The organism is Rheinheimera nanhaiensis E407-8, from assembly GCF_000296695.1.
Lineage (GTDB): Bacteria > Pseudomonadota > Gammaproteobacteria > Enterobacterales > Alteromonadaceae > Alishewanella > Alishewanella nanhaiensis.
Window position 1 is genome coordinate 71,555 of the sequence record NZ_BAFK01000006.1, and the last position, 17,804, is coordinate 89,358.

Genomic DNA, 17,804 nt, shown 5'->3' on the forward strand with positions numbered 1-17,804 from the left:
GGTAGAAAGTATACATAAAAAAATAAATTGTAATATAGAACCAAATCATATTAATGATAAATATTTTTCTTGACAAAAACATTACAACTAATGCCGTAAATCTTCCGGTATCGGCAGCTCTTTGGCCAGGGTTTTCGGCCGGCTGCCTTTACCTTTTTTGTACATATTCAGCTGATACACATAAGCCAGCACCTGGGCTACGGCGGCAAACAGCTGTTCCGGGATCGGGTGGTCAAGCTCAGTGGTGTGGAAAATGGAACGCGCCAGCGCTGGCGATTCGATAACCGGCACCTTATGCTCTTTGGCAATTTTACGGATATGCAGCGCCACTTCATCAACGCCTTTGGCCACTACCACCGGCGCGCGGAATTTACCCTGATCGTACTTCAGCGCCACCGCGTAGTGCGTCGGGTTGGTCACTATCACATCGGCTTTGGGCACTTCCTGCATCATGCGTTTCATTGACATCTGCATTTGGGTGCGGCGAATGCGCGCTTTAATCTGCGGGTCGCCCTCAGCGTTTTTGTATTCGTCTTTAATTTCCTGCAGCGACATTTTCAGCTGCTTGATGTGGTGCCACTTCTGATAAGGCGCATCGACAATGGCAATCACCGACACACTGGCGCACAGGCCCAAAAACAGCCAGGCCAGAAAGTACATGGCCGACTCGATATTGTTCGGTTCACTCATCAGCGACAGCGCCATAATGTCAAAGAAAAACAGCTTTAACAGCAGATAAGCAATACCCACTACTACGATGACTTTAAGGATACTTTTTAACAGCTCGACCAGTGCCTGCAAGCCAAACATGCGTTTAAAGCCGTTCAGCGGGTTCATTTTGCTGGCTTTAGGGCCGGCTGCCTGCCAGCTAAAATTAAAGCCCCCCAGCAGGCAGTTACCGACAAAGGCAGCAATCAGAATTATCAGAAAAATACCAGAGAGCGGCGCGACCAAGCGCTCACCGGCGGTGCCCCAGGCGGTAAACATCGAATTGGTTTCGAAAATATCTTTATGATCCAACCGCAACATACGCTGGCAAATATCCAGCATCGCCATTGCCAGCATTTTACCAAACACCAGGAGCGCCGCTGCGCTGCCAATCAGCACAAAGGCGGTGCCCATATCTTTTGAGCGGGCTATCTGGCCCTTTTCGGCTGCGTCTTGCAGCTTCTTGGGCGTGGGCTGTTCGGTCTTTTCGGCGCTTTCATCTGCCATTGCAGTGCCCTGTGCTTAACAACCAATCAGCCGGCAGCTGTAATCAATCGCGTGCTGCCACTGTTTGTCGTAGTGAAATAAAAAGGTATCCAGCGTTAGCCATAAAATGAGTAAGCCGGCGAGCATGGTAATAGGAAAACCAATTGAGAAGATATTCAGCTGTGGCGCTGCGCGCGTCATAATGCCAAAGGATAAATTGACCACCAGCATAGAGACTATAGGCGCCAGCGCGATGGCCAGGGCAGTGGCAAACATCCAGCCGCCAAACTCTATTACTGTCCAGTAACTGGTTACTTCCCACCACTGGCCCTTAATCGGCAGGGTATCAAAACTGAACACCAGCATCTGGATCATGATCAGATGACCGTCAAACACCCAAAACAGCAAGGTAGCCAAAATAAGATAAAACTGACCGATAGCGGCCACGTTAACGCCGCTGGCCGGGTCAACCATAGACGCAAAGCCAAGGCCAGTCTGGGTGGCTAATAGCTGGCCGGCCAGCACAAAGGTGGTAATAAACATCAGCGAAATAAAGCCCAGCGCAAAGCCTATCAGCAGCTGCAGCAGCACCTGAAGAAACATCTGACCGGACATTAAGTCCGGATTTGTTACCGGCGGCAAGGTGGGCATAATGATAAGCGAAATAAACACCACCAGGCCGGTTTTAATGCGCATCGGAATATTGCGCACCCCTATACCGGCCATAATTAAAAACATCCCGGTAACGCGGCACAGCGGCAGCAGATAATCAGCCAGCGCCTGCATCAGTACACTCAGTGGAAATTCCACCTGTACTACCCCACCACCGTCGGAATGCTTAAAAACAGCTCATTGGTGTATTCCATAATAACCCGGGTAAACCAATGGCCACCAAAAATAAGCGCCAGCAAGGTGACAATCAAACGCGGCAGAAAGCTCAAGGTTTGCTCGTTAATAGAAGTGGCCGCCTGAAACACCGCCACAATAAGGCCAACAAACAGCGACGGCAAAATAATGGCACTGACCAGTAAAATCACCAGAAACAGCGCATCACGCAGTACATCAACAAAAATCTCCGGGCTCATGTGCCAACTCCATAACTGGTGGCCAGCGTGCCCATCACTAAAATCCAGCCGTCAACCAGTACAAACATCATCAGCTTAAATGGCAGTGAGATAATCATTGGCGATAACATCATCATACCCATCGCCATCAGTACACTGGCCACCACTAAATCGATAATCAAAAACGGAATAAACAGCATAAAGCCAATCTGAAAAGCGGTTTTCAGCTCGCTGGTAATAAAAGCCGGTATTACCACTGTGATCGGATAATCCTGTGGCTGCGCTGCCACCTCTAAGCCGGCAATTTGGGCAAAGGTGTCTAAATCTTTGGTGCGGGTTTGGTGCAGCATAAAGGCTTTAATCGGCACTATGGCGGCATCTAACGCCTGCACCGGCGAAATTTCTTCCGCCAGATAGGGCTGAATGGCAGTGTCATTAATGTTTTTAAACACCGGTGCCATTATAAAAAAGGTTAAAAACAAGGTAATGCCAATCAGTACCTGATTCGACGGCGATTGCTGCAACCCTATGGCCTGGCGCAGGATTGCCAGCACCACAATAATGCGGGTAAAGCTGGTCATCATAATGACCATGGCGGGAATAAAACTTAGCGCCGTCATCAGCGCCAGCACTTGCAGCGTCACACTGTATTGCTGGCTGCCATCGGCAGCCGTGGTTACTGTCACAGCAGATAAAGCGCCGTTATCGGCAAATACAGCGGGGCTTAGCAGTATGGCCAGCACCAGACACAACAGTCGCAGCATAGTTCACGCTATTTTTTCAGGAACGATTGCAACTGTGTATGAAAGTCTGATGCCAACTTTTCTTCAGGTAGGGAGTTTTCCAGTTCAAACAGCAAATTAATACTGTGGGCGGTTACGCCCAACACCCGCTGTTTTCCTTGCATTTCAATAACTAACAAGCGCTCTTTGGGCCCAAGCGGCATGCTGGAAATTATTTTTATATGCTTACTGCCTGGCAGCCGTAGTGTCAATTTTTTGAATGTCCAGCCAAGGGCAATCACTATCGCCACCACCAGCAGCAACGACAGCGCCATTTTCCCCAGGCCGATACCGGCCGTGGGCCGCTCAGTGCTTTGCAGTGCGCCGGGCTTTGCCATCTCGCTGGCAGCCGTTTTTACGGCAGGCTGTTGCTCAGTCTCTGGCGTCTTCGCAACTGCGGGGTTTGCTTCTGCATCTGACTGCTGAGCTTCTGGCTGCAGAGCTGCGGCCGGCGGCGGTGTCTGGCTATGGGCCGGTGGCTGTGCCTGCTCTGCGGCTTCAGGCACAGCGGTATCCTGCTGTGCCCAGCCATACAGCGGGGCACAAAGCAGCAATAGCACACTTAAGCTTAGTAAACGCATTAACGTAGCTTCTTAATCCGTTCAATCTGGCTTATCACGTCGGTTAAGCGGATACCAAATTTGTCGTTTACTACCACCACTTCACCATGTGCAATCAAAGTGCCGTTTACCAGTACGTCAAGCGGCTCACCGGCCACCCGCTCTAACTCGACCACCGAGCCCTGGTTTAACTGCAGCAGGTTGCGGATACTGATCTTGGCCCGGCCTACCTCCATCGAAATGGTCACCGGTATATCTAAAATAGTGTCGAGCTTGCGCTTTTCATCGACCGTGATATCGGCTTTTTCATCACGCAGCTCTTCCAGTTCAACCGGCTCGGCACCGTCACCTGCGCCTTCAGCCTCTGCCATGGCGGCAGCCCATTCGTCCATGGTGTCTTTATCATCAGCCATTATGCTTACCTTCTTTCGCGATCTGACAGGTTCAGATCGGCTTCTAACTCGGAAATATCGGCATCGCTGTCAAGCCGACGCCCACCCTTGGTAAAGACATGCATTTCAGATTTAACCAACTCTGGCCGCTTAATTTTCTCGGTAATTTTCAGCGCCACATTCTCGCGAGAGCGGCCAAGTTTAGCGCGGTAAGTCGGTAAATCTTCAATCAGCACCGTAATATGCTCTGGTATTTCGACCGGGATGATATCGCCGGCTTTCAGCTCCATAATCTCGCGCAACGTCAAATCGACATCGAGCATCTTGGTGCTTAAATCTACCTTCACATCCATAATTTCATCACGCAGCGCCTTACTCCAGCGCAAATCGGTATCTTCTTTGTCACTTTGTACGCCGGCATCCAACAGCTCACGAATAGGCTCCAACATCGAATAAGGCAGTGCCACGTGAAAATCGCCACCACCGCCGTCCAGCTCAATATGAAACGAGCTGATTACCACCACTTCGGTTGGGCTGACGATATTGGCCATCGCCGGGTTCACTTCTGAGTCGAGGTATTCAAACGACACATCCATTACCGGTGCCCAGGCTTCTTTGTAATCTTCAAAAATCAGCTTCAGCAGCATCTGAATAATACGCCGCTCGGTGGGGGTAAATTCCCGGCCTTCGATTTTGGCGTGGTAACGGCCGTCACCACCAAAAAAGTTATCTACCAGAATAAACACCAGCCGGGCTTCCATGGTAATCAGGCCGGTGCCTTTTAACGGCCTGAAGCGCACCATATTTAAACTGGTGGGCACAAACAAGGTGTGCACATACTCACCAAACTTAATCATCTGCACGCCGTTAATCGACACTTCAGCCGTGCGGCGCATCATATTGAATAAACTGATACGCATATGACGGGCAAAGCGCTCGTTCACCATCTCCAGCGTAGGCATACGGCCACGGACAATACGATCCTGCGACGAGAAATCGTATTCCATAGCAGAGCGGCCCCGGCCATCGCCGGATTCGTCTATTTCTTCTTCTTCAACGTCATCAACGCCATGTAACAGCGCATCAATTTCGTCTTGTGACAATAAGTCGGTCACGGCTGCTCACTCTTATTGCATGACAAAACCGGTGAACAGGACTTCGTCTACCACTACCGAGCCCACCACTTCAATCATTGCCTGTTGTAAATCGCTTAGCGCTTTGTTTTTCAGCGCATCGCGCCCTGCTACCGTTACCAGCTCGTCAGCATTGGCCGAGCTGAAGGTTTCTAACAAACTGCCCTCAATGAGGGGAATGTGCCGCATGGCCAGGGTTTCATTGTTACTGCCCCGCACCAACAGTTGCACTTTAATTTGCACCATACGATCGCGTGAGGCGCCGGGTACATTAAACACAAAAGGCCGTGGCAGAGCGACATACAGCGCCGTGCCTTTTTGCTCGGTACCGCTGCCTGCGCCACCCTGAGCACCGGCAGGATCAGCAGCACTTCTCGCCGTCGAACTGTCACCACCACTGAACATCAAAAAGCCCACCAGTGCCAGCAGCACCACGGCCGCAGCGGCGCCAGCAATAATAAACAGCTTCTTTTTGCCACCGCCTTCTGCAATTACCAAATCTTTCTCTGCTGCCATCTGCGTTTTATCTCTTGGTTAAGCTGGCAGTATTATGCTCATCTGCCGGCGTTAATGTAAATCATTGGCCGCTAAATTCGCCCGTTTGGCTGCCAAAGCGCAATGCCGCCAGTGCTGTTATGCGGTGCCGTTGTGTCTAGGCGTAATAATCGACCAAACGCTCACTCACACTGGCACTAACCTGCACCTGCGTAGCAGGCAGTTCATCACCGGCTTCGCCACTGCCCTGGCCGGCATTATTACCGTTGCTACTATGCTGCGCACTGTGGCGCTGCTGCTGCGATTGCTGCTGCACCTGGCCGTCACTTAGTAAAATACCCTGCTGCTGTAACAGCTCACGCAGACGCGGTAGCTGCTGCTCTAACAGCTCTTTGGCCTGCGGTTGTTGCACGACAAACTGCACTGAGGCCTGATCCTGCTGCATATCTATTTTAATTTGCATCTGGCCCAGGCCGGCCGGGTCCAGCCGGATTTCAGCCACCTGAATATTCTGCCGCACCATCAGGTTTACCCGCTCGCGCAGCTGCCCTGCCGCGTCCTGTTGCAGCAGATTCAGGCTTTGCTTTAACTGCTCAGCAACCGATGCGGCCGGCTTTGCCACTGGCCGTGGCGCACCACTCTGGCGCTGCTCAGCCTGTGCAATAGCCGCGCTAAAGGCGTTTTCGCTGCGCACCAAAGCAGCTGGCTCAGCAGCTTTGCTGTTGGCTGCGCCGTGTTGTTGCAACATATCCTGCAAAGCTGCTGCGCTCTGTTGCCGCTGCTGCTGTGATGATTGCGGGTTATCTTCTGTGCCCGTTTTTGTTGTGCTGCTGGCAACTTTGTCACCGGCCTGTCCAGCTGCATGTCCAGCGGCCTGATTGGCCAGAACCGTCGCTTTGCTGCTTTGGCTATCAGTAGTAACGGCCACCTCAGATGGTGCAGCAGCACGCAGTTGCGGGTTGGTAACATCCGCTGCCTGCAGGCTTTGCTGCGCACTATTACCTGGCGGCTCGCTACTCACTGCTTTGGCTGTCTGCTGTGCTGTTTTGCCGTGTAAGGGGATGGCTGGCGTATTCGGCTTGCCATCGCCATCCTGCCCGGCGCCAGGCAGTGAGGCCTGCTCTGCTGTCGTCTGTTTATTGACGGCCTGCTCCGCCGCGTCTGTTAGCGCCTGCTCTGTTTGTGTCATTGCTGTGCTATCGCCAACTGACGCAGCTGCCTGAGTTGCTCCTTTGGCTTGTGTAAGCTTGCTCTGCTGGCCGGATAGCTGCTGGTCAGCCTCTGCTGCCTGCTTTTTGGCACTGGCCGCTGCGGATAATTCGGCATCGGCATCCGCTTCTGCCTTGCCTTGCGCCGCCGACAACAGCATACCAGCCTCTGGTTTACCGTTTGACAGCGTCAGATCCGGCATAGCAGGTTTTGTTTTAGCCTCAGCAGCATTTTGGGCTTCTGCGGCTTCGGCAGCTACTGCAGCTTTAGCAACAGATTTAGCCAGTTCCGCAGTACTGCTGGTTAATTCGCCATCGCTGTTCGCCGCAGCTTGTTTGCCATCCGCTTTGCCATCCACTTTGTCATCTGCGTTAACCGCCGTAAAACCAAGTTGTGCCAGGATACTGGCGGTAAGGGCACTGTCTGCCCCGACAGCGTCGTCAGTAGCCATAACCTCGGTGGCACTGGCATCGGTGGCTGCAGCAACGGCCTGACTGACGGCAGATAACAAGCTGATATCGGCAGGCAATTGCCGCCCTTTGCTATCCTGGCCGGTTTTTGCCGGTGCCACCAGCTGCCCCAACATATCGCCAAATGCCAGGCCGCCTTCGGCCGACGGGCCAGCTGCCTCTGACGCTGCGGCATCAGATAACAGCGCAGTGTCTGCGCCTGTCATAAGGATCGAAAGCTGTAAGCCTTGTGTCATGCTGTTCTCCTGTACCGCGCGGCCATCCAAACGCGATGCTTAGCTATGGCTGTTATTCTTGTTATTCAAATTTCAGGCCAGTTTGTTAAAGCCCAATATTTACCGCTCAGCCGTCACAACTCAGCCAAAGCCCGCTGCCGCATAAGCTGTTGGCTGGCGTATTCATCGGCATTTTTCTGCTCTTGTTTCAGTTGTTTTTGCAGCTCTGCCATATCGTTACGCTGCACCAGCAGTTCCAGGGCTTTACGTTTTTTCTGCATCGTCAGCCAGCTTTGCTTGCGCTGCTCGGCGGCGGCCTTGGCTTGCTGTACAGCCTTGGCCTGCAGCGATATCGCCTGATCCAGCTTGGCAATAAAGTTAACGAACTGATTATACTGACGGCTTTGTAAACCGGCGCTGCCTTGCTGCTGGCTTTGCTGAATATAGTCGGTACGGTAGTTGGCCAGGCCCTGATATTTTTGCTCGGCCTGGGCATAAAACTGCTGGGCTTTGATAAACAGTGCCTGCAGCTTTTCTTCCCGCTCCTGCTGAATTTTAATCAGCATGCTAAAACGCTGTGACATCATGCGCCGTTACTCCTGGCTGGTGGCACCAAGTTACTCAGGGCCTGCAGGCTGTCATCGTAGGTGATGACATCGTGCATGCCCTGCTGCAAAAAGCGGTTGATATTAGGCATCATACCGATGGCTTTATCCAATTGCGGGTCGCTGCCGCGCACGTAGGCACCGATGGCGATTAAGTCTTTGCTTTGCTGGTAGCTGGCATACAGCTGTTTGACACTGCGGGCCATTTGCTGATGCTCGATGCTGGTAACCGCCGGCATAACCCGGCTAATGGATTTTTCCACATCGACCGCCGGAAAATGGCCGGCGTCGGACAGCGCCCGCGACAAGACGATGTGGCCATCGAGAATGGCGCGAGAGGCATCAGCAATAGGGTCTTGCAAGTCGTCACCTTCAGACAACACGGTATAAAACGCGGTAATAGAGCCCTGATTGCCGCTGCCATTGCCGGCACGTTCGACCAGTGCCGGTAATTTGGCGAATACCGAGGGCGGATAGCCTTTGGTCGCCGGCGGTTCCCCCACTGCCAGCGCAATTTCGCGCTGCGCCTGGGCATAACGGGTTATAGAATCAATCAGCAGCAGCACATCCAGGCCCTGGTCGCGAAAATACTCGGCGACCTGTACTGCGGTTTCACAGCCTTTTAACCGCATCAGCGGTGACACATCGGCCGGCGCTGCGATTACCACCGAGCGCGCTTTACCCTCTTCCCCTAAAATTTCATCAATAAACTCTTTTACCTCGCGGCCACGCTCGCCCACCAGCCCCACCACCACGACATCAGCAGCGGTGCCGCGGGTCATCATGCCCAGCAACACACTTTTACCCACGCCCGAGCCGGCAAACAACCCCATACGCTGGCCTTTACCGACCGTAAGAATACTATTAATGGCGCGCACGCCAACATCGAGCGGCTGCTTAATGGGCCGACGGTGCAAAGGGTTAATTGGCCGCGCTTTAGTGCCGCCAAATTGGCTGGCGGCAATAGGGCCTTTACCGTCCAGTGGTGTGCCCACGCCATCAATAACCCGGCCCAGCAAATTCATGCTAAGCGGCACACCTTTGTAGTTCAGCAGCGGTGTGACTTTGGCACCGGGCACTACGCCGGACACATCGTCTTTGGGCATTAAAAAAATACGCTCATTAGCAAAGCCAACCACTTCGGCCATAATATTGCCACGTGCCGTTTCCACGCTGCAGGGTTGGCCAATCGCTGCGCTGCAGCCGGTCGCTTCCAGTGTTAGCCCCACCACACGCACCAAATGGCCCGCCACCGCCGGGCGAGAGCTGTGAATAAAGCCCTGTTGCTGATGTAAAAACTGTACTAGCGGTTTACTGGCCGTCATGCCCGGGCTCCGCAGCGGTATTATCAGCGCTGCTGTTTGTATCTGCTGTGCTGTCTGCTATGTGAGCAGCTGTGTTGTCCGCATCGGTGGCGCTGCTGCTATCAGCTAACTGCTGTAGCTGTAAAAAGTGCTCCAGGCTGCCCTGTAAGCGCTGCGCCAGCGAGCGATCAACACTGGATTTGGCGGTTTCGACCAGACAGCCGCCTCGTGCCACGGCTGGCTCGGCCTGCAATTGCCATTGCCGCTGCGCCAATTGCTCGGCACTGTAGTGTTGCTCGATAATGGCCATATCGGCCGGGTGTAATTTAATCATCAAGGCGCCGGCATTAAGCGGCAATGCCGATACGGCTTCGTTCAGCGCCTTTAAAATAACATTGGCATTGGTACTAACCTCAACACCAATTACGGCTTGCGCCATCGCCAGGCTTAGTTGCAAGAGTTGTTGTTTTACCTGCTCATCCACCGCGGCCAGCGGTTGCTGCAGTTGGTTAAGCAAAGCGCTTAGCTCACTTAACCGCTGCTGTAGTTCTTCTTCTCCGGCGGCTAAGCCCTGCTTTTTGCCCTCTGCCAGCCCTTGCGCCAGGCCATCACTCTGGCCTTGTTCGCGCCCCTCGGCATAACCTTTACTAAAACCGTCGTCTTTACCTTCAGCAAAGCCCTCGTCATAAGCAGCCTGACGAATTTGCTCGATATCCTCTGCCGTCAGCGGTTTTACCAGTAGATCTTCATCTGCCACTGCTGGCGCTGCTTTGGCTACCGGCTGGGTTTTATTCAGCGCATTGGTGCGGCTATGTACCCGCTGCTCGGCGGTTAAATCCGGCACCTGCCATTGCTGTAACAGCTCATCGGTTTCGGCATCCGGCGAGAACGGCCTTTTGTACTTAAACGCATCGGTATTCATAGCAGGTTTCCGCTTGGCTTTAACAAGTCAGGCTTACAGGAAGTCATCACCACCACCACTGCCCAGCATAATTTCACCGGCATCTGACAGACGCCTTGCGGTGGACAGAATTTCTTTTTGTGCCGCTTCGACATCGCTAACCCGCACCGGCCCCATGGCTTCCAAGTCATCCTGCAGCAGCTCGGCTGCGCGTTTAGACATATTTTTAAAGATTTTCTCTTTTAAGTTCTCGTCGGTGCCTTTTAATGCCTTCATCAGCACGTCTTGCTGCACTTCACGCAGCAGCGTCTGGATACCACGGTCATCTACGTCAATCAGGTTTTCAAACACGAACATTAAGTCCTGAATTTGCTGCGCCATCTCTTCGTCATGCTCGCGGATTGAATCCATCAGCTGACCTTCAATGTTGGTATCCATATAGTTGAGGATATCGGCGGCTGCTTTTAAGCCGCCCATTTTCGCGGTTTGCGTGCCTGCCTGACCAGCGAACTGTTTCTCCATAATTTCGTTCAGCTCTTGCAGAGCGGCCGGCTGCACTTCTTCTAAGTTGGCGATCCGCATGGTTAAATCCAGCCGCACTTTTTCCGGGAACTGCGATAAAATCTCTGCCGACTGCTCCGGCTCCAGGTACGACAATACAATGGTCTGAATTTGCGGGTGTTCGTTGCGAATAATATTGGCGACCTGCTTCGAGTCCATCCACTTCAGTGAGTCCAGGCCCTTAGCACCGCCGCCCAGTACAATCTGGTCAATCAGGTTGGCGGCTTTTTCTTCACCCAGCGCCGCGGTTAACGCGCGCTTAATAAACTCTTCGCTTTGGAAACCGATGGTACTGAAATTCTGAATTTGCTCGATAAACAAGCGGTGCACGGCGGAAATTTTCGCCTGATTCAGATCCGTCATCTGCGCCATCGCCAGACCGACTTTCTGTACCTGCTTGGGCTCTAAGTGTTTTAGAATTTGCGCAGCATCCTCCTCTGACAAGCTCAGCAGTAAGATGGCGGCTTTTTCAACACCGTCCAGTTTGCCTACATCAAACGCAGGCTTTGTCGCTTCTATGCTACTCATCTTCGGCCAACCAGTTCTTCACAACTAACGAGGATAGTTCCGGCTCGTTGGCCACCAGGGCCCGAACCGCGCGTAATAAGTCATCATCACCATGCAAGTCTGGCAGCATTAAGGTGCCATCCGGTGCAAAGCCGACTGCATTCTCATCAAAGGTTGAGTTTAGCATGTCGATGGTGTCGTCCCCTAAGTCCAGGCCAGATGACAGCGCATTCTCATCATAGGCATCTTTGGTATCTTCAGGGTAAATCAGTTTTTTCAGCATTGGCCGCACTATCGCCACTATCAGCACGATAATAATCAGGCCGCCCATGATCAGACGTACCACCCGCAAGAACCACTCTTCTTCATAGAATTGCGGCGCCGGCGCTTCAACAATTTCATCTTTCATAAAGGGGACGGAGATCACTTCTATCATGTCGCCGCGCTGGGCATCAAAGCCGATGCCACCTTGTAATAAACGGCGAATATTGCTCAGCTCCGCCTGGGTACGTGGCTGTGGCTCGCCGTTCTCGCCGGCCTTATAGTCAATGGCCACCGACACACTGAGCCGGCGAATAACACCACTTTGCTGCGATATATGGCTGATGGTGGTATCCAGCTCATAGTTACGGGTGGCTTCTTTACTGTTACGGCCAGGTACTATGGGTTTGGCATCCCCACCGGTAGCTTGTTCGGGAATATTCGAGTTCAGTGGCGGCTGGTTTGACAAAGCGCCCGGTATACCGCCGCTAACGCCGCCCACACTGTTTTCCTCAATGGTCATTTCGCTGCGAATGGCCGGCAGGTCGGGGTTAAAGCGCTTTTGCGTTTGCTCGGTGGCGGTAAAGTCCATCAACAAATCCACTTGCGCGGTGTAGTTACCAAAGCCCAGTACCGGCATTAGGATTGAGTCAACTTTCTGACGGTATTCTTCCTCACGGGTACGCTGTAGCTCGTACTCTTTGCGCGTGCGGCTGGAGCTGGCATCCTGCGAGCCACTGTTTAGCAGGCGACCGTTCTGATCGGTTACTGTTACGCGCGAAGGCGATAAGCCCTGTACGGCAGAGGCGACGATATCAACTATGGCATCTACTTCGCTGTCGCGGATCACGGTGCCGCCACGGGCGGTAACCAGCACAGTCGCTGAGGGCAGTTTTTCTACCCGGGCAAAGACGTTTTCTTTTGGAATAGCCAACAGCACACGGGCGCGGGCGACGCTTTGCAGCTCTTCAATAGTGCGGGCCAGCTGCTGCTCGCGGCTGTGTTTTAACCGCTCCATTTCTAAACGCTGGCTGACGCCAAAGCCACTGTCTTGCAGTAAAAACTCGGTGCCGGTGTCAGGCTCTTTGGCCAGCCCGGCGCGGGATAGCGACAGCTTAATGCTCTGGAACTTATCTTCCGGCACATAGATCACATTACCCTCGAGCTTGTAATCAAGCTTCTGTGCATCCAAATGATCCAGGGTTTGAATCAGCTCCTGGGTAGGGAAGTTGCCCAGCGGCCGCATTTCCGGCTGGCGGGCCCAGAGGATAATCAGAATGGCAATCGCCAGACAAATGGTTAAGGCCACAATTAGGGTGATCTGGCGCACCAGATCCATGCCGCCCAGCGAACCGATAAAGCCGGCTTTTTGCTCTTGCTGCTCACCGCTGTTGTAATCGTTACCTGTCAGCGCCAGCTCGGTGGATTGATTTTCAGCCACAACTTATTCCTCCGTTACACCGGCATCGACATAATGTCTTTGTAGGCTTCAACCAGTTTATTGCGTACCTGTACTGTCGCTTCAAACGCCAGCGACGACTTTTGGCTGGCAATCATCACCTGGGCCAGTGACACATTAGGATCGCCCAGCTCCACAGCAGTGCGCAGCTTGCTGGTTTCTTGTGCCAGGTTATTTACATGATTTAAGGCATTTGTCAGCATGCTGCTAAAATCGCTTTGGCTGGCGTTAACCTGCTCGACTTTGGGCAGTCGTAGCTCAGTGCCAACGCCTCTGGCCTGGCTGGCCAGCGATTGCATTTCGGCGTAAAGGGCCTGACCTTTAATATTCATGGCATCACCTGTCAAATAATTGCTGCCTGGGTAGTTAGGCTAACTAAAGCAGGAGTTGTGCCAGTTTTAAACTATTGATTTATAGCAAAAAAACCCTCACTTTTGAGGGTTTTGTTGTTTTACCGCTGTAGCCTGCGCAGCGATTTCAGGCGGGACCGGCAATACCTTGTTGCTTCATTCTGGCCAATTTATACCGCAAGGTGCGATCACTAATGCCCAGACGCTCGGCGACTTCCTTGCGCCGGTTGGCACAGGCTTTCATCGTCGCCAGAATAATACGGTGCTCCTGCTCGTGCACACTGCTTTTAAAATCACCGGCTGCGTGATCATCGCGACTACTGCTGCTGTCTGTCACCGGCGACATCTGATTTATCACCGTTACGGGATTACTGTTCACCTGCTCCAGCAAAATATCCTCTACCTTTATCAGTGCATCACTGCTAATGATCAGTGCCCGCTGTATCACGTTATCCAGCTCGCGCACATTGCCCGGCCAGTGGTAACTTTTCAAATACGCTGCCGCCTGTGGGCTTAATGTGGCCAACGGGCGGCCGGCCAGGCGGCAGTGGCGCTGCAATAAATGCTCCGCCAAAGGGACTATGTCGTCCGGACGCTGGCACAGCGCCGGCCAACAAAGCGGAAACACATTTAAGCGGTAATACAAGTCTTCGCGAAAACGCCCCTCGGCCACGGCCTGTTTTAAGTCGCGGTTGCTGGTGGCCAGCACCCGCACATCCAGCTTAATGGTTTTACGGCCACCTAAGCGTTCAACCTCACGCTCTTGCAATACCCGCAGTAACTTCGCCTGCAGATTTAAATCCATCTCGGTAATTTCATCCAGTAAAATGGTGCCCTGCTGCGCCTGTTCAAACTTGCCCGGACACGCGTTAATCGCGCCGGTAAAGGCGCCTTTCTCATAGCCAAATAAGGTCGACTCCAGCATATTTTCTGGAATGGCCGCGCAATTTATCGCCACAAAAGGCCCCTGGCTGCGCTCAGACAACTGATGAATATAGCGTGCCAGCACTTCCTTACCCGAGCCGCTGGGGCCGGTGATCATCACACTGGCGTCCGTGCGTGCCACTTTGGCACATAGCAGCAGCAGTTGTTTCGAGCTCTGTGCCGCCACCACTGGCTCACTCAGGCTCACCGGTGCCGGGCTGACATAGCGGCTTACCGTATTCACCAGCACCTGCGGTGCAAAAGGTTTGGCCAGATAATCCACTGCGCCCAGCTGAATTGCCTCTACGGCAGCCTGCACCGTGGCGTAGGCGGTCATCATCAGCACCGGGGTTTGCGGGTACTGTTCACGCAGGGTTTTTAGCAGCGTTAAGCCGGACACCCCCTGCATTTGCACGTCGCTTATTACCAGCTCAACACGGTGCTGTTTTAACAGTAACAGCGCCTGCTCGGCGCTGTCTGCCGCTATCACCTGATAATCAGCCAGTTGCAGCGTATCCTGCAGCGCTTCGCGCAGGCCACTGTCATCCTCTACCAGTAAAATGCGTTGGCTCATCGGTTACTCCTCTGACGTTAGCGGGTGAACTGGCAGCCTGAGCTGAAAACAAGCACCGCTGTACCCTGGTACATAACACACTGAGCCCTGATGGGAGCTAACGACCGCTTTGACTACCGCCAGGCCAAGGCCAGTGCCATTAGCACGACCGGTAACAAAGGGTTCAAACAAGCTGTGCTGTAGTGCGGGGGCTACCCCGGGGCCATTGTCCGTCAGCTGTATTAGCAGCATGTTGCTGTTGGCCGGATCGGGCCCAAGCTTAAGCGCAATACGGGCGCCACAGCCTTTGGCCTGCACACTGTTCTGTATCAGGTTTTGCAGTGCACCGCACAGCGCGTGCTGGTTACCCAGCACATTTACCCTGTCATCTGCGCAACTTACCTGCAGTGTCGCCTGCTGTTGCTGTAACAGCAGCTCAACACTGCTATGCAGTTGGCTTAACAGGGCGTTCAGGCTAACAGGCGCAACTTGCTCGGCACTGCCACTGCGGGCAAATAGCAGCATGTCTTCTACTTGCTGAGCTAAATCATTTAACCGCGACAACAGCTTTTGCTGAAATTGTTGCTGCATCTGTAAGGTGGCGCGCGGGTTGGCCAGGTTTTGTGCATATAACAGTGCCGCTGATAATGGCGTGCGGATTTGATGTGCCAGACTGGCCATCATTTTACCCAGTGACGACAGCCGCTGCAGATGCGCCAGCCGGCTTTGCAGCTGCCGGGTTTCGGTTAAATCGGTTAGCATGATCAGCTGGCCGGCACGATGCCCCGCCTCGCCGGGCAAGGTACTGATTTGCAGCTTCACCCGGCGGCCATCTTTTAACGACACTTCCAGGCCATCATCACTGCGCGGGCGAAAACAACGGCTTATTACGTTAAACCAGGCTTGGCCGAGTAAGGGCTCACCTAACAGTGCGATAGCAGCCGGGTTGGCCTGATACACCAGGCCGCGCTGATCAAGCAGGATCACCGCGGCCGGCAGAGCTTGCAATAGTGGATCTGGCGCAGTGGCAGGCAATAGCTGTAACGACGGGCGCATCGCCGCCAGGTTATAGCTTAGTGGTGTCGTTTCTGCTGGCGCTGGCTGGTTTACCAGGCTTGTTGCACGCTCTGCTGACATCATTCCCCCTGCACATCAGTTATCAGCAGGTGACTATGCAGGCATTATGCCAGCAGATTTTATACGTAAAATCAGCGCTTTATATTAGATAGCATAGCGTCAAAGCACTGACGCCATGCTAATTAGGCGGTATTTACTCTTCTTTACCCAGGTTGTATTTGCGCATTTTTTCCACCAGTGTGGTGCGGCGCAGCCCCAGCACCTCAGCCGCTCGGGCCACAACAAATTCGTGGCGCTCCAGGGCCTGCGAAATAAAGCGGATCTCAAGCTCAGCCAGGTATTCTTTTAAATCCAGGCCATGCTCTGGCAAGTCCTGTATCGCCCCAGCGGCATTGCTGCTAAACAGATTGTCAGCGTTGTCGTCCAGGCTGCTGTCGTCATCACTACTGTCGTTATCAGTAGCCTGAAACAACTCATTTAGCAAATCACGCTCTTGCAGGCTCTCCGGATATTGCGGCACATAGCTGTCGATGTCCAGATGGCGGTACTTTTGCGGCAGCTCTGCCACATCGACCACCTGATCCGGGTACATAATCACCATCCGCTCCAGCAGATTAGCCAACTCGCGCACGTTACCCGGCCAGCTGTGTAGCTGTAAGCTTTGCATCGCATGCTCGGTAAATTTGACCATAGCCTGGCTTTGTTTGGCCTGGCGTTTTAACAGCTCGCTTATCAATAGCGGCAGATCTTCGCTACGCTCACTCAGCGCCGGCGTTTCAATCGGAAACACATTTAAGCGGTAATACAAATCTTCGCGAAAACTGTTGTCGCTGATCATCTGCTCTAAATCACGGTGTGTTGCCGCGACAATACGCACATCGGCTTTAATGGCCGTGGTACCGCCAACCCGCTCATAAGTACGCTCCTGCAGTACCCGCAGTAACTTCACCTGCATATTCAGCGGCATATCGCCAATTTCATCTAAAAACAGCGTGCCACCCTGCGCCAGCTCAAAGCGGCCTTTGCGGGTTGATATGGCACCGGTAAAGGCGCCCTTTTCATGACCAAACAGCTCGCTTTCCAAAAGCTCGGCCGGGATAGCGCCGCAGTTAATCGGCACAAAGGGGCCAGCAGAGCGGTTAGACAATAAATGAATGTTGCGCGCCACCACTTCTTTACCGGTACCAGAGGGGCCCAGTACTAACACGTTGGCATCGGTTTTGGCCACTTGGGAGATTAAAAACCTGACCTGTTGCATTGGCGCAGAGTTGCCCACCATGCCATCGAACTTTAGCGTGCTGTTTTGCTCGCGCTGCAGTGGTAATAAACGATGATATTGCTGGGCATCGCGCAGCAGCTGGGTCAGGCTGGCGTAGGCAAAAGGTTCGGTCAGTAAACCCACTGCATTGGCATATTGCAGTAACGGCTGCTGAGTTTCGCCTAACAACAGAAAGGCCGTAGCCGGGTAACGCTTCAGTAAACCGGCCTGTACCGGCTCAGATAAGGCCCCTAACAACACCACAGCAGAGGGCTCTGCCGTTAAACGCTGCTGTAGCTCTTGCAGGCTAAGTTGTTGATGAGGCTCGTTAAGAAAGCTGAGCACCGTACTTAACCGGCTACTACGTCCGCTTTGTTCATCCACAATATAGATTGAAGGGGTATTTGACATGCCGCTGCTTTTGCTTTTATCAGGCTTTAGCTGCATTGTACTGCGCATCGGTCAGCTTGCAAGCTGATACGCTATTTTTTTGACACTGTGTCAAAAAAATAGCGTTTTAATCTGACATA

The 17,804-nt window shown here is 53.1% G+C and carries 18 protein-coding genes; all 18 read right to left on the reverse strand.

Translation table 11 applies throughout. The features are described 5' to 3' along the window. Positions 1 to 87: 87 nt before the first annotated feature. Positions 88 to 1,215 (reverse strand): flagellar biosynthesis protein FlhB, encoded by a 1,128-nt coding sequence (flhB, locus tag RNAN_RS06555; protein WP_008220043.1) that lies wholly within the window; start codon positions 1,213 to 1,215, stop codon positions 88 to 90. Positions 1,216 to 1,230: 15 nt separating this feature from the next. Further along, positions 1,231 to 2,004, reverse strand: a complete 774-nt coding sequence (fliR, locus tag RNAN_RS06560; protein ID WP_008220045.1) for a flagellar biosynthetic protein FliR — start codon at positions 2,002 to 2,004, stop codon at positions 1,231 to 1,233. Positions 2,005 to 2,009: 5 nt separating this feature from the next. Beyond that, positions 2,010 to 2,279, reverse strand: coding sequence for a flagellar biosynthesis protein FliQ (gene fliQ / locus RNAN_RS06565; RefSeq protein WP_008220046.1), 270 nt, complete (start codon positions 2,277 to 2,279; stop codon positions 2,010 to 2,012). Beyond that, a complete protein-coding gene (gene fliP, locus RNAN_RS06570; protein WP_008220047.1) occupies positions 2,276 to 3,022 on the reverse strand; it encodes a flagellar type III secretion system pore protein FliP in 747 nt (248 codons plus the stop codon). Before fliP ends, fliQ begins: the two co-directional genes overlap by 4 nt. Before the next feature lie 8 nt (positions 3,023 to 3,030). Next, positions 3,031 to 3,621 (reverse strand): flagellar biosynthetic protein FliO, encoded by a 591-nt coding sequence (fliO, locus tag RNAN_RS06575; protein WP_008220048.1) that lies wholly within the window; start codon positions 3,619 to 3,621, stop codon positions 3,031 to 3,033. Further along, complete coding sequence (gene fliN, locus RNAN_RS06580) at positions 3,621 to 4,013, reverse strand: flagellar motor switch protein FliN (protein ID WP_008220049.1); 393 nt, start codon at positions 4,011 to 4,013, stop codon at positions 3,621 to 3,623. The genes fliO and fliN overlap by 1 nt, the downstream gene beginning before the upstream one ends. Positions 4,014 to 4,018: 5 nt before the next feature. Further along, on the reverse strand, positions 4,019 to 5,107 hold the full coding sequence (fliM, locus tag RNAN_RS06585) for a flagellar motor switch protein FliM (RefSeq protein ID WP_008220050.1): 1,089 nt from the start codon (positions 5,105 to 5,107) through the stop codon (positions 4,019 to 4,021). A 12-nt stretch (positions 5,108 to 5,119) separates the two neighbouring features. Next, the gene (gene fliL / locus RNAN_RS06590; RefSeq protein ID WP_008220052.1) at positions 5,120 to 5,641 is read right to left on the reverse strand and encodes a flagellar basal body-associated protein FliL; all 522 of its coding nucleotides are present in this window, start codon (positions 5,639 to 5,641) and stop codon (positions 5,120 to 5,122) included. Positions 5,642 to 5,777: 136 nt separating this feature from the next. Next, positions 5,778 to 7,535 carry a flagellar hook-length control protein FliK gene (locus tag RNAN_RS06595; RefSeq protein WP_040551825.1) on the reverse strand — a complete coding sequence of 586 codons (1,758 nt, stop codon included), beginning with the start codon at positions 7,533 to 7,535 and terminating at the stop codon, positions 5,778 to 5,780. A gap of 113 nt (positions 7,536 to 7,648) precedes the next feature. Continuing rightward, the gene (gene fliJ, locus RNAN_RS06600) at positions 7,649 to 8,101 is read right to left on the reverse strand and encodes a flagellar export protein FliJ (RefSeq protein WP_008220063.1); all 453 of its coding nucleotides are present in this window, start codon (positions 8,099 to 8,101) and stop codon (positions 7,649 to 7,651) included. Further along, positions 8,098 to 9,444, reverse strand: a complete 1,347-nt coding sequence (gene fliI, locus RNAN_RS06605; RefSeq protein ID WP_008220064.1) for a flagellar protein export ATPase FliI — start codon at positions 9,442 to 9,444, stop codon at positions 8,098 to 8,100. The genes fliJ and fliI overlap by 4 nt, the downstream gene beginning before the upstream one ends. After that, positions 9,431 to 10,345: a flagellar assembly protein FliH gene (gene fliH, locus RNAN_RS06610; RefSeq protein ID WP_008220065.1), complete on the reverse strand. Its 915-nt coding sequence runs from the start codon at positions 10,343 to 10,345 to the stop codon at positions 9,431 to 9,433. Before fliH ends, fliI begins: the two co-directional genes overlap by 14 nt. A gap of 33 nt (positions 10,346 to 10,378) precedes the next feature. Beyond that, positions 10,379 to 11,413, reverse strand: a complete 1,035-nt coding sequence (gene fliG / locus RNAN_RS06615; protein ID WP_008220066.1) for a flagellar motor switch protein FliG — start codon at positions 11,411 to 11,413, stop codon at positions 10,379 to 10,381. Continuing rightward, positions 11,406 to 13,094 carry a flagellar basal-body MS-ring/collar protein FliF gene (fliF, locus tag RNAN_RS06620; RefSeq protein WP_008220068.1) on the reverse strand — a complete coding sequence of 563 codons (1,689 nt, stop codon included), beginning with the start codon at positions 13,092 to 13,094 and terminating at the stop codon, positions 11,406 to 11,408. Before fliF ends, fliG begins: the two co-directional genes overlap by 8 nt. 14 nt (positions 13,095 to 13,108) lie before the next feature. Next, the gene (fliE, locus tag RNAN_RS06625) at positions 13,109 to 13,444 is read right to left on the reverse strand and encodes a flagellar hook-basal body complex protein FliE (RefSeq protein WP_008220070.1); all 336 of its coding nucleotides are present in this window, start codon (positions 13,442 to 13,444) and stop codon (positions 13,109 to 13,111) included. Between the two features lie 145 nt (positions 13,445 to 13,589). Then, positions 13,590 to 14,960, reverse strand: coding sequence for a sigma-54-dependent transcriptional regulator (locus RNAN_RS06630; protein ID WP_008220071.1), 1,371 nt, complete (start codon positions 14,958 to 14,960; stop codon positions 13,590 to 13,592). Positions 14,961 to 14,963: 3 nt separating this feature from the next. Continuing rightward, a complete protein-coding gene (locus tag RNAN_RS06635) occupies positions 14,964 to 16,076 on the reverse strand; it encodes a sensor histidine kinase (RefSeq protein WP_148275668.1) in 1,113 nt (370 codons plus the stop codon). Between the two features lie 133 nt (positions 16,077 to 16,209). Next, positions 16,210 to 17,685: a sigma-54 dependent transcriptional regulator gene (locus tag RNAN_RS06640; protein WP_040551838.1), complete on the reverse strand. Its 1,476-nt coding sequence runs from the start codon at positions 17,683 to 17,685 to the stop codon at positions 16,210 to 16,212. Positions 17,686 to 17,804 lie beyond the last annotated feature (119 nt).

Excerpts from the sequence above, each read along its gene's own strand:
- flhB (WP_008220043.1), bottom strand. The coding sequence starts at position 1,215 with ATGGCAGATGAAAGCGCCGAAAAGACCGAACAGCCCACGCCCAAGAAG.
- fliQ (WP_008220046.1), bottom strand. The coding sequence starts at position 2,279 with ATGAGCCCGGAGATTTTTGTTGATGTACTGCGTGATGCGCTGTTTCTG.
- fliP (WP_008220047.1), bottom strand. The coding sequence starts at position 3,022 with ATGCTGCGACTGTTGTGTCTGGTGCTGGCCATACTGCTAAGCCCCGCT.
- fliO (WP_008220048.1), bottom strand. The coding sequence starts at position 3,621 with ATGCGTTTACTAAGCTTAAGTGTGCTATTGCTGCTTTGTGCCCCGCTG.
- fliN (WP_008220049.1), bottom strand. The coding sequence starts at position 4,013 with ATGGCTGATGATAAAGACACCATGGACGAATGGGCTGCCGCCATGGCA.
- fliL (WP_008220052.1), bottom strand. The coding sequence starts at position 5,641 with ATGGCAGCAGAGAAAGATTTGGTAATTGCAGAAGGCGGTGGCAAAAAG.
- RNAN_RS06595 (WP_040551825.1), bottom strand. The coding sequence starts at position 7,535 with ATGACACAAGGCTTACAGCTTTCGATCCTTATGACAGGCGCAGACACT.
- fliJ (WP_008220063.1), bottom strand. The coding sequence starts at position 8,101 with ATGATGTCACAGCGTTTTAGCATGCTGATTAAAATTCAGCAGGAGCGG.
- fliI (WP_008220064.1), bottom strand. The coding sequence starts at position 9,444 with ATGACGGCCAGTAAACCGCTAGTACAGTTTTTACATCAGCAACAGGGC.
- fliH (WP_008220065.1), bottom strand. The coding sequence starts at position 10,345 with ATGAATACCGATGCGTTTAAGTACAAAAGGCCGTTCTCGCCGGATGCC.
- fliG (WP_008220066.1), bottom strand. The coding sequence starts at position 11,413 with ATGAGTAGCATAGAAGCGACAAAGCCTGCGTTTGATGTAGGCAAACTG.
- fliE (WP_008220070.1), bottom strand. The coding sequence starts at position 13,444 with ATGAATATTAAAGGTCAGGCCCTTTACGCCGAAATGCAATCGCTGGCC.
- RNAN_RS06630 (WP_008220071.1), bottom strand. The coding sequence starts at position 14,960 with ATGAGCCAACGCATTTTACTGGTAGAGGATGACAGTGGCCTGCGCGAA.
- RNAN_RS06635 (WP_148275668.1), bottom strand. The coding sequence starts at position 16,076 with ATGTCAGCAGAGCGTGCAACAAGCCTGGTAAACCAGCCAGCGCCAGCA.
- RNAN_RS06640 (WP_040551838.1), bottom strand. The coding sequence starts at position 17,685 with ATGTCAAATACCCCTTCAATCTATATTGTGGATGAACAAAGCGGACGT.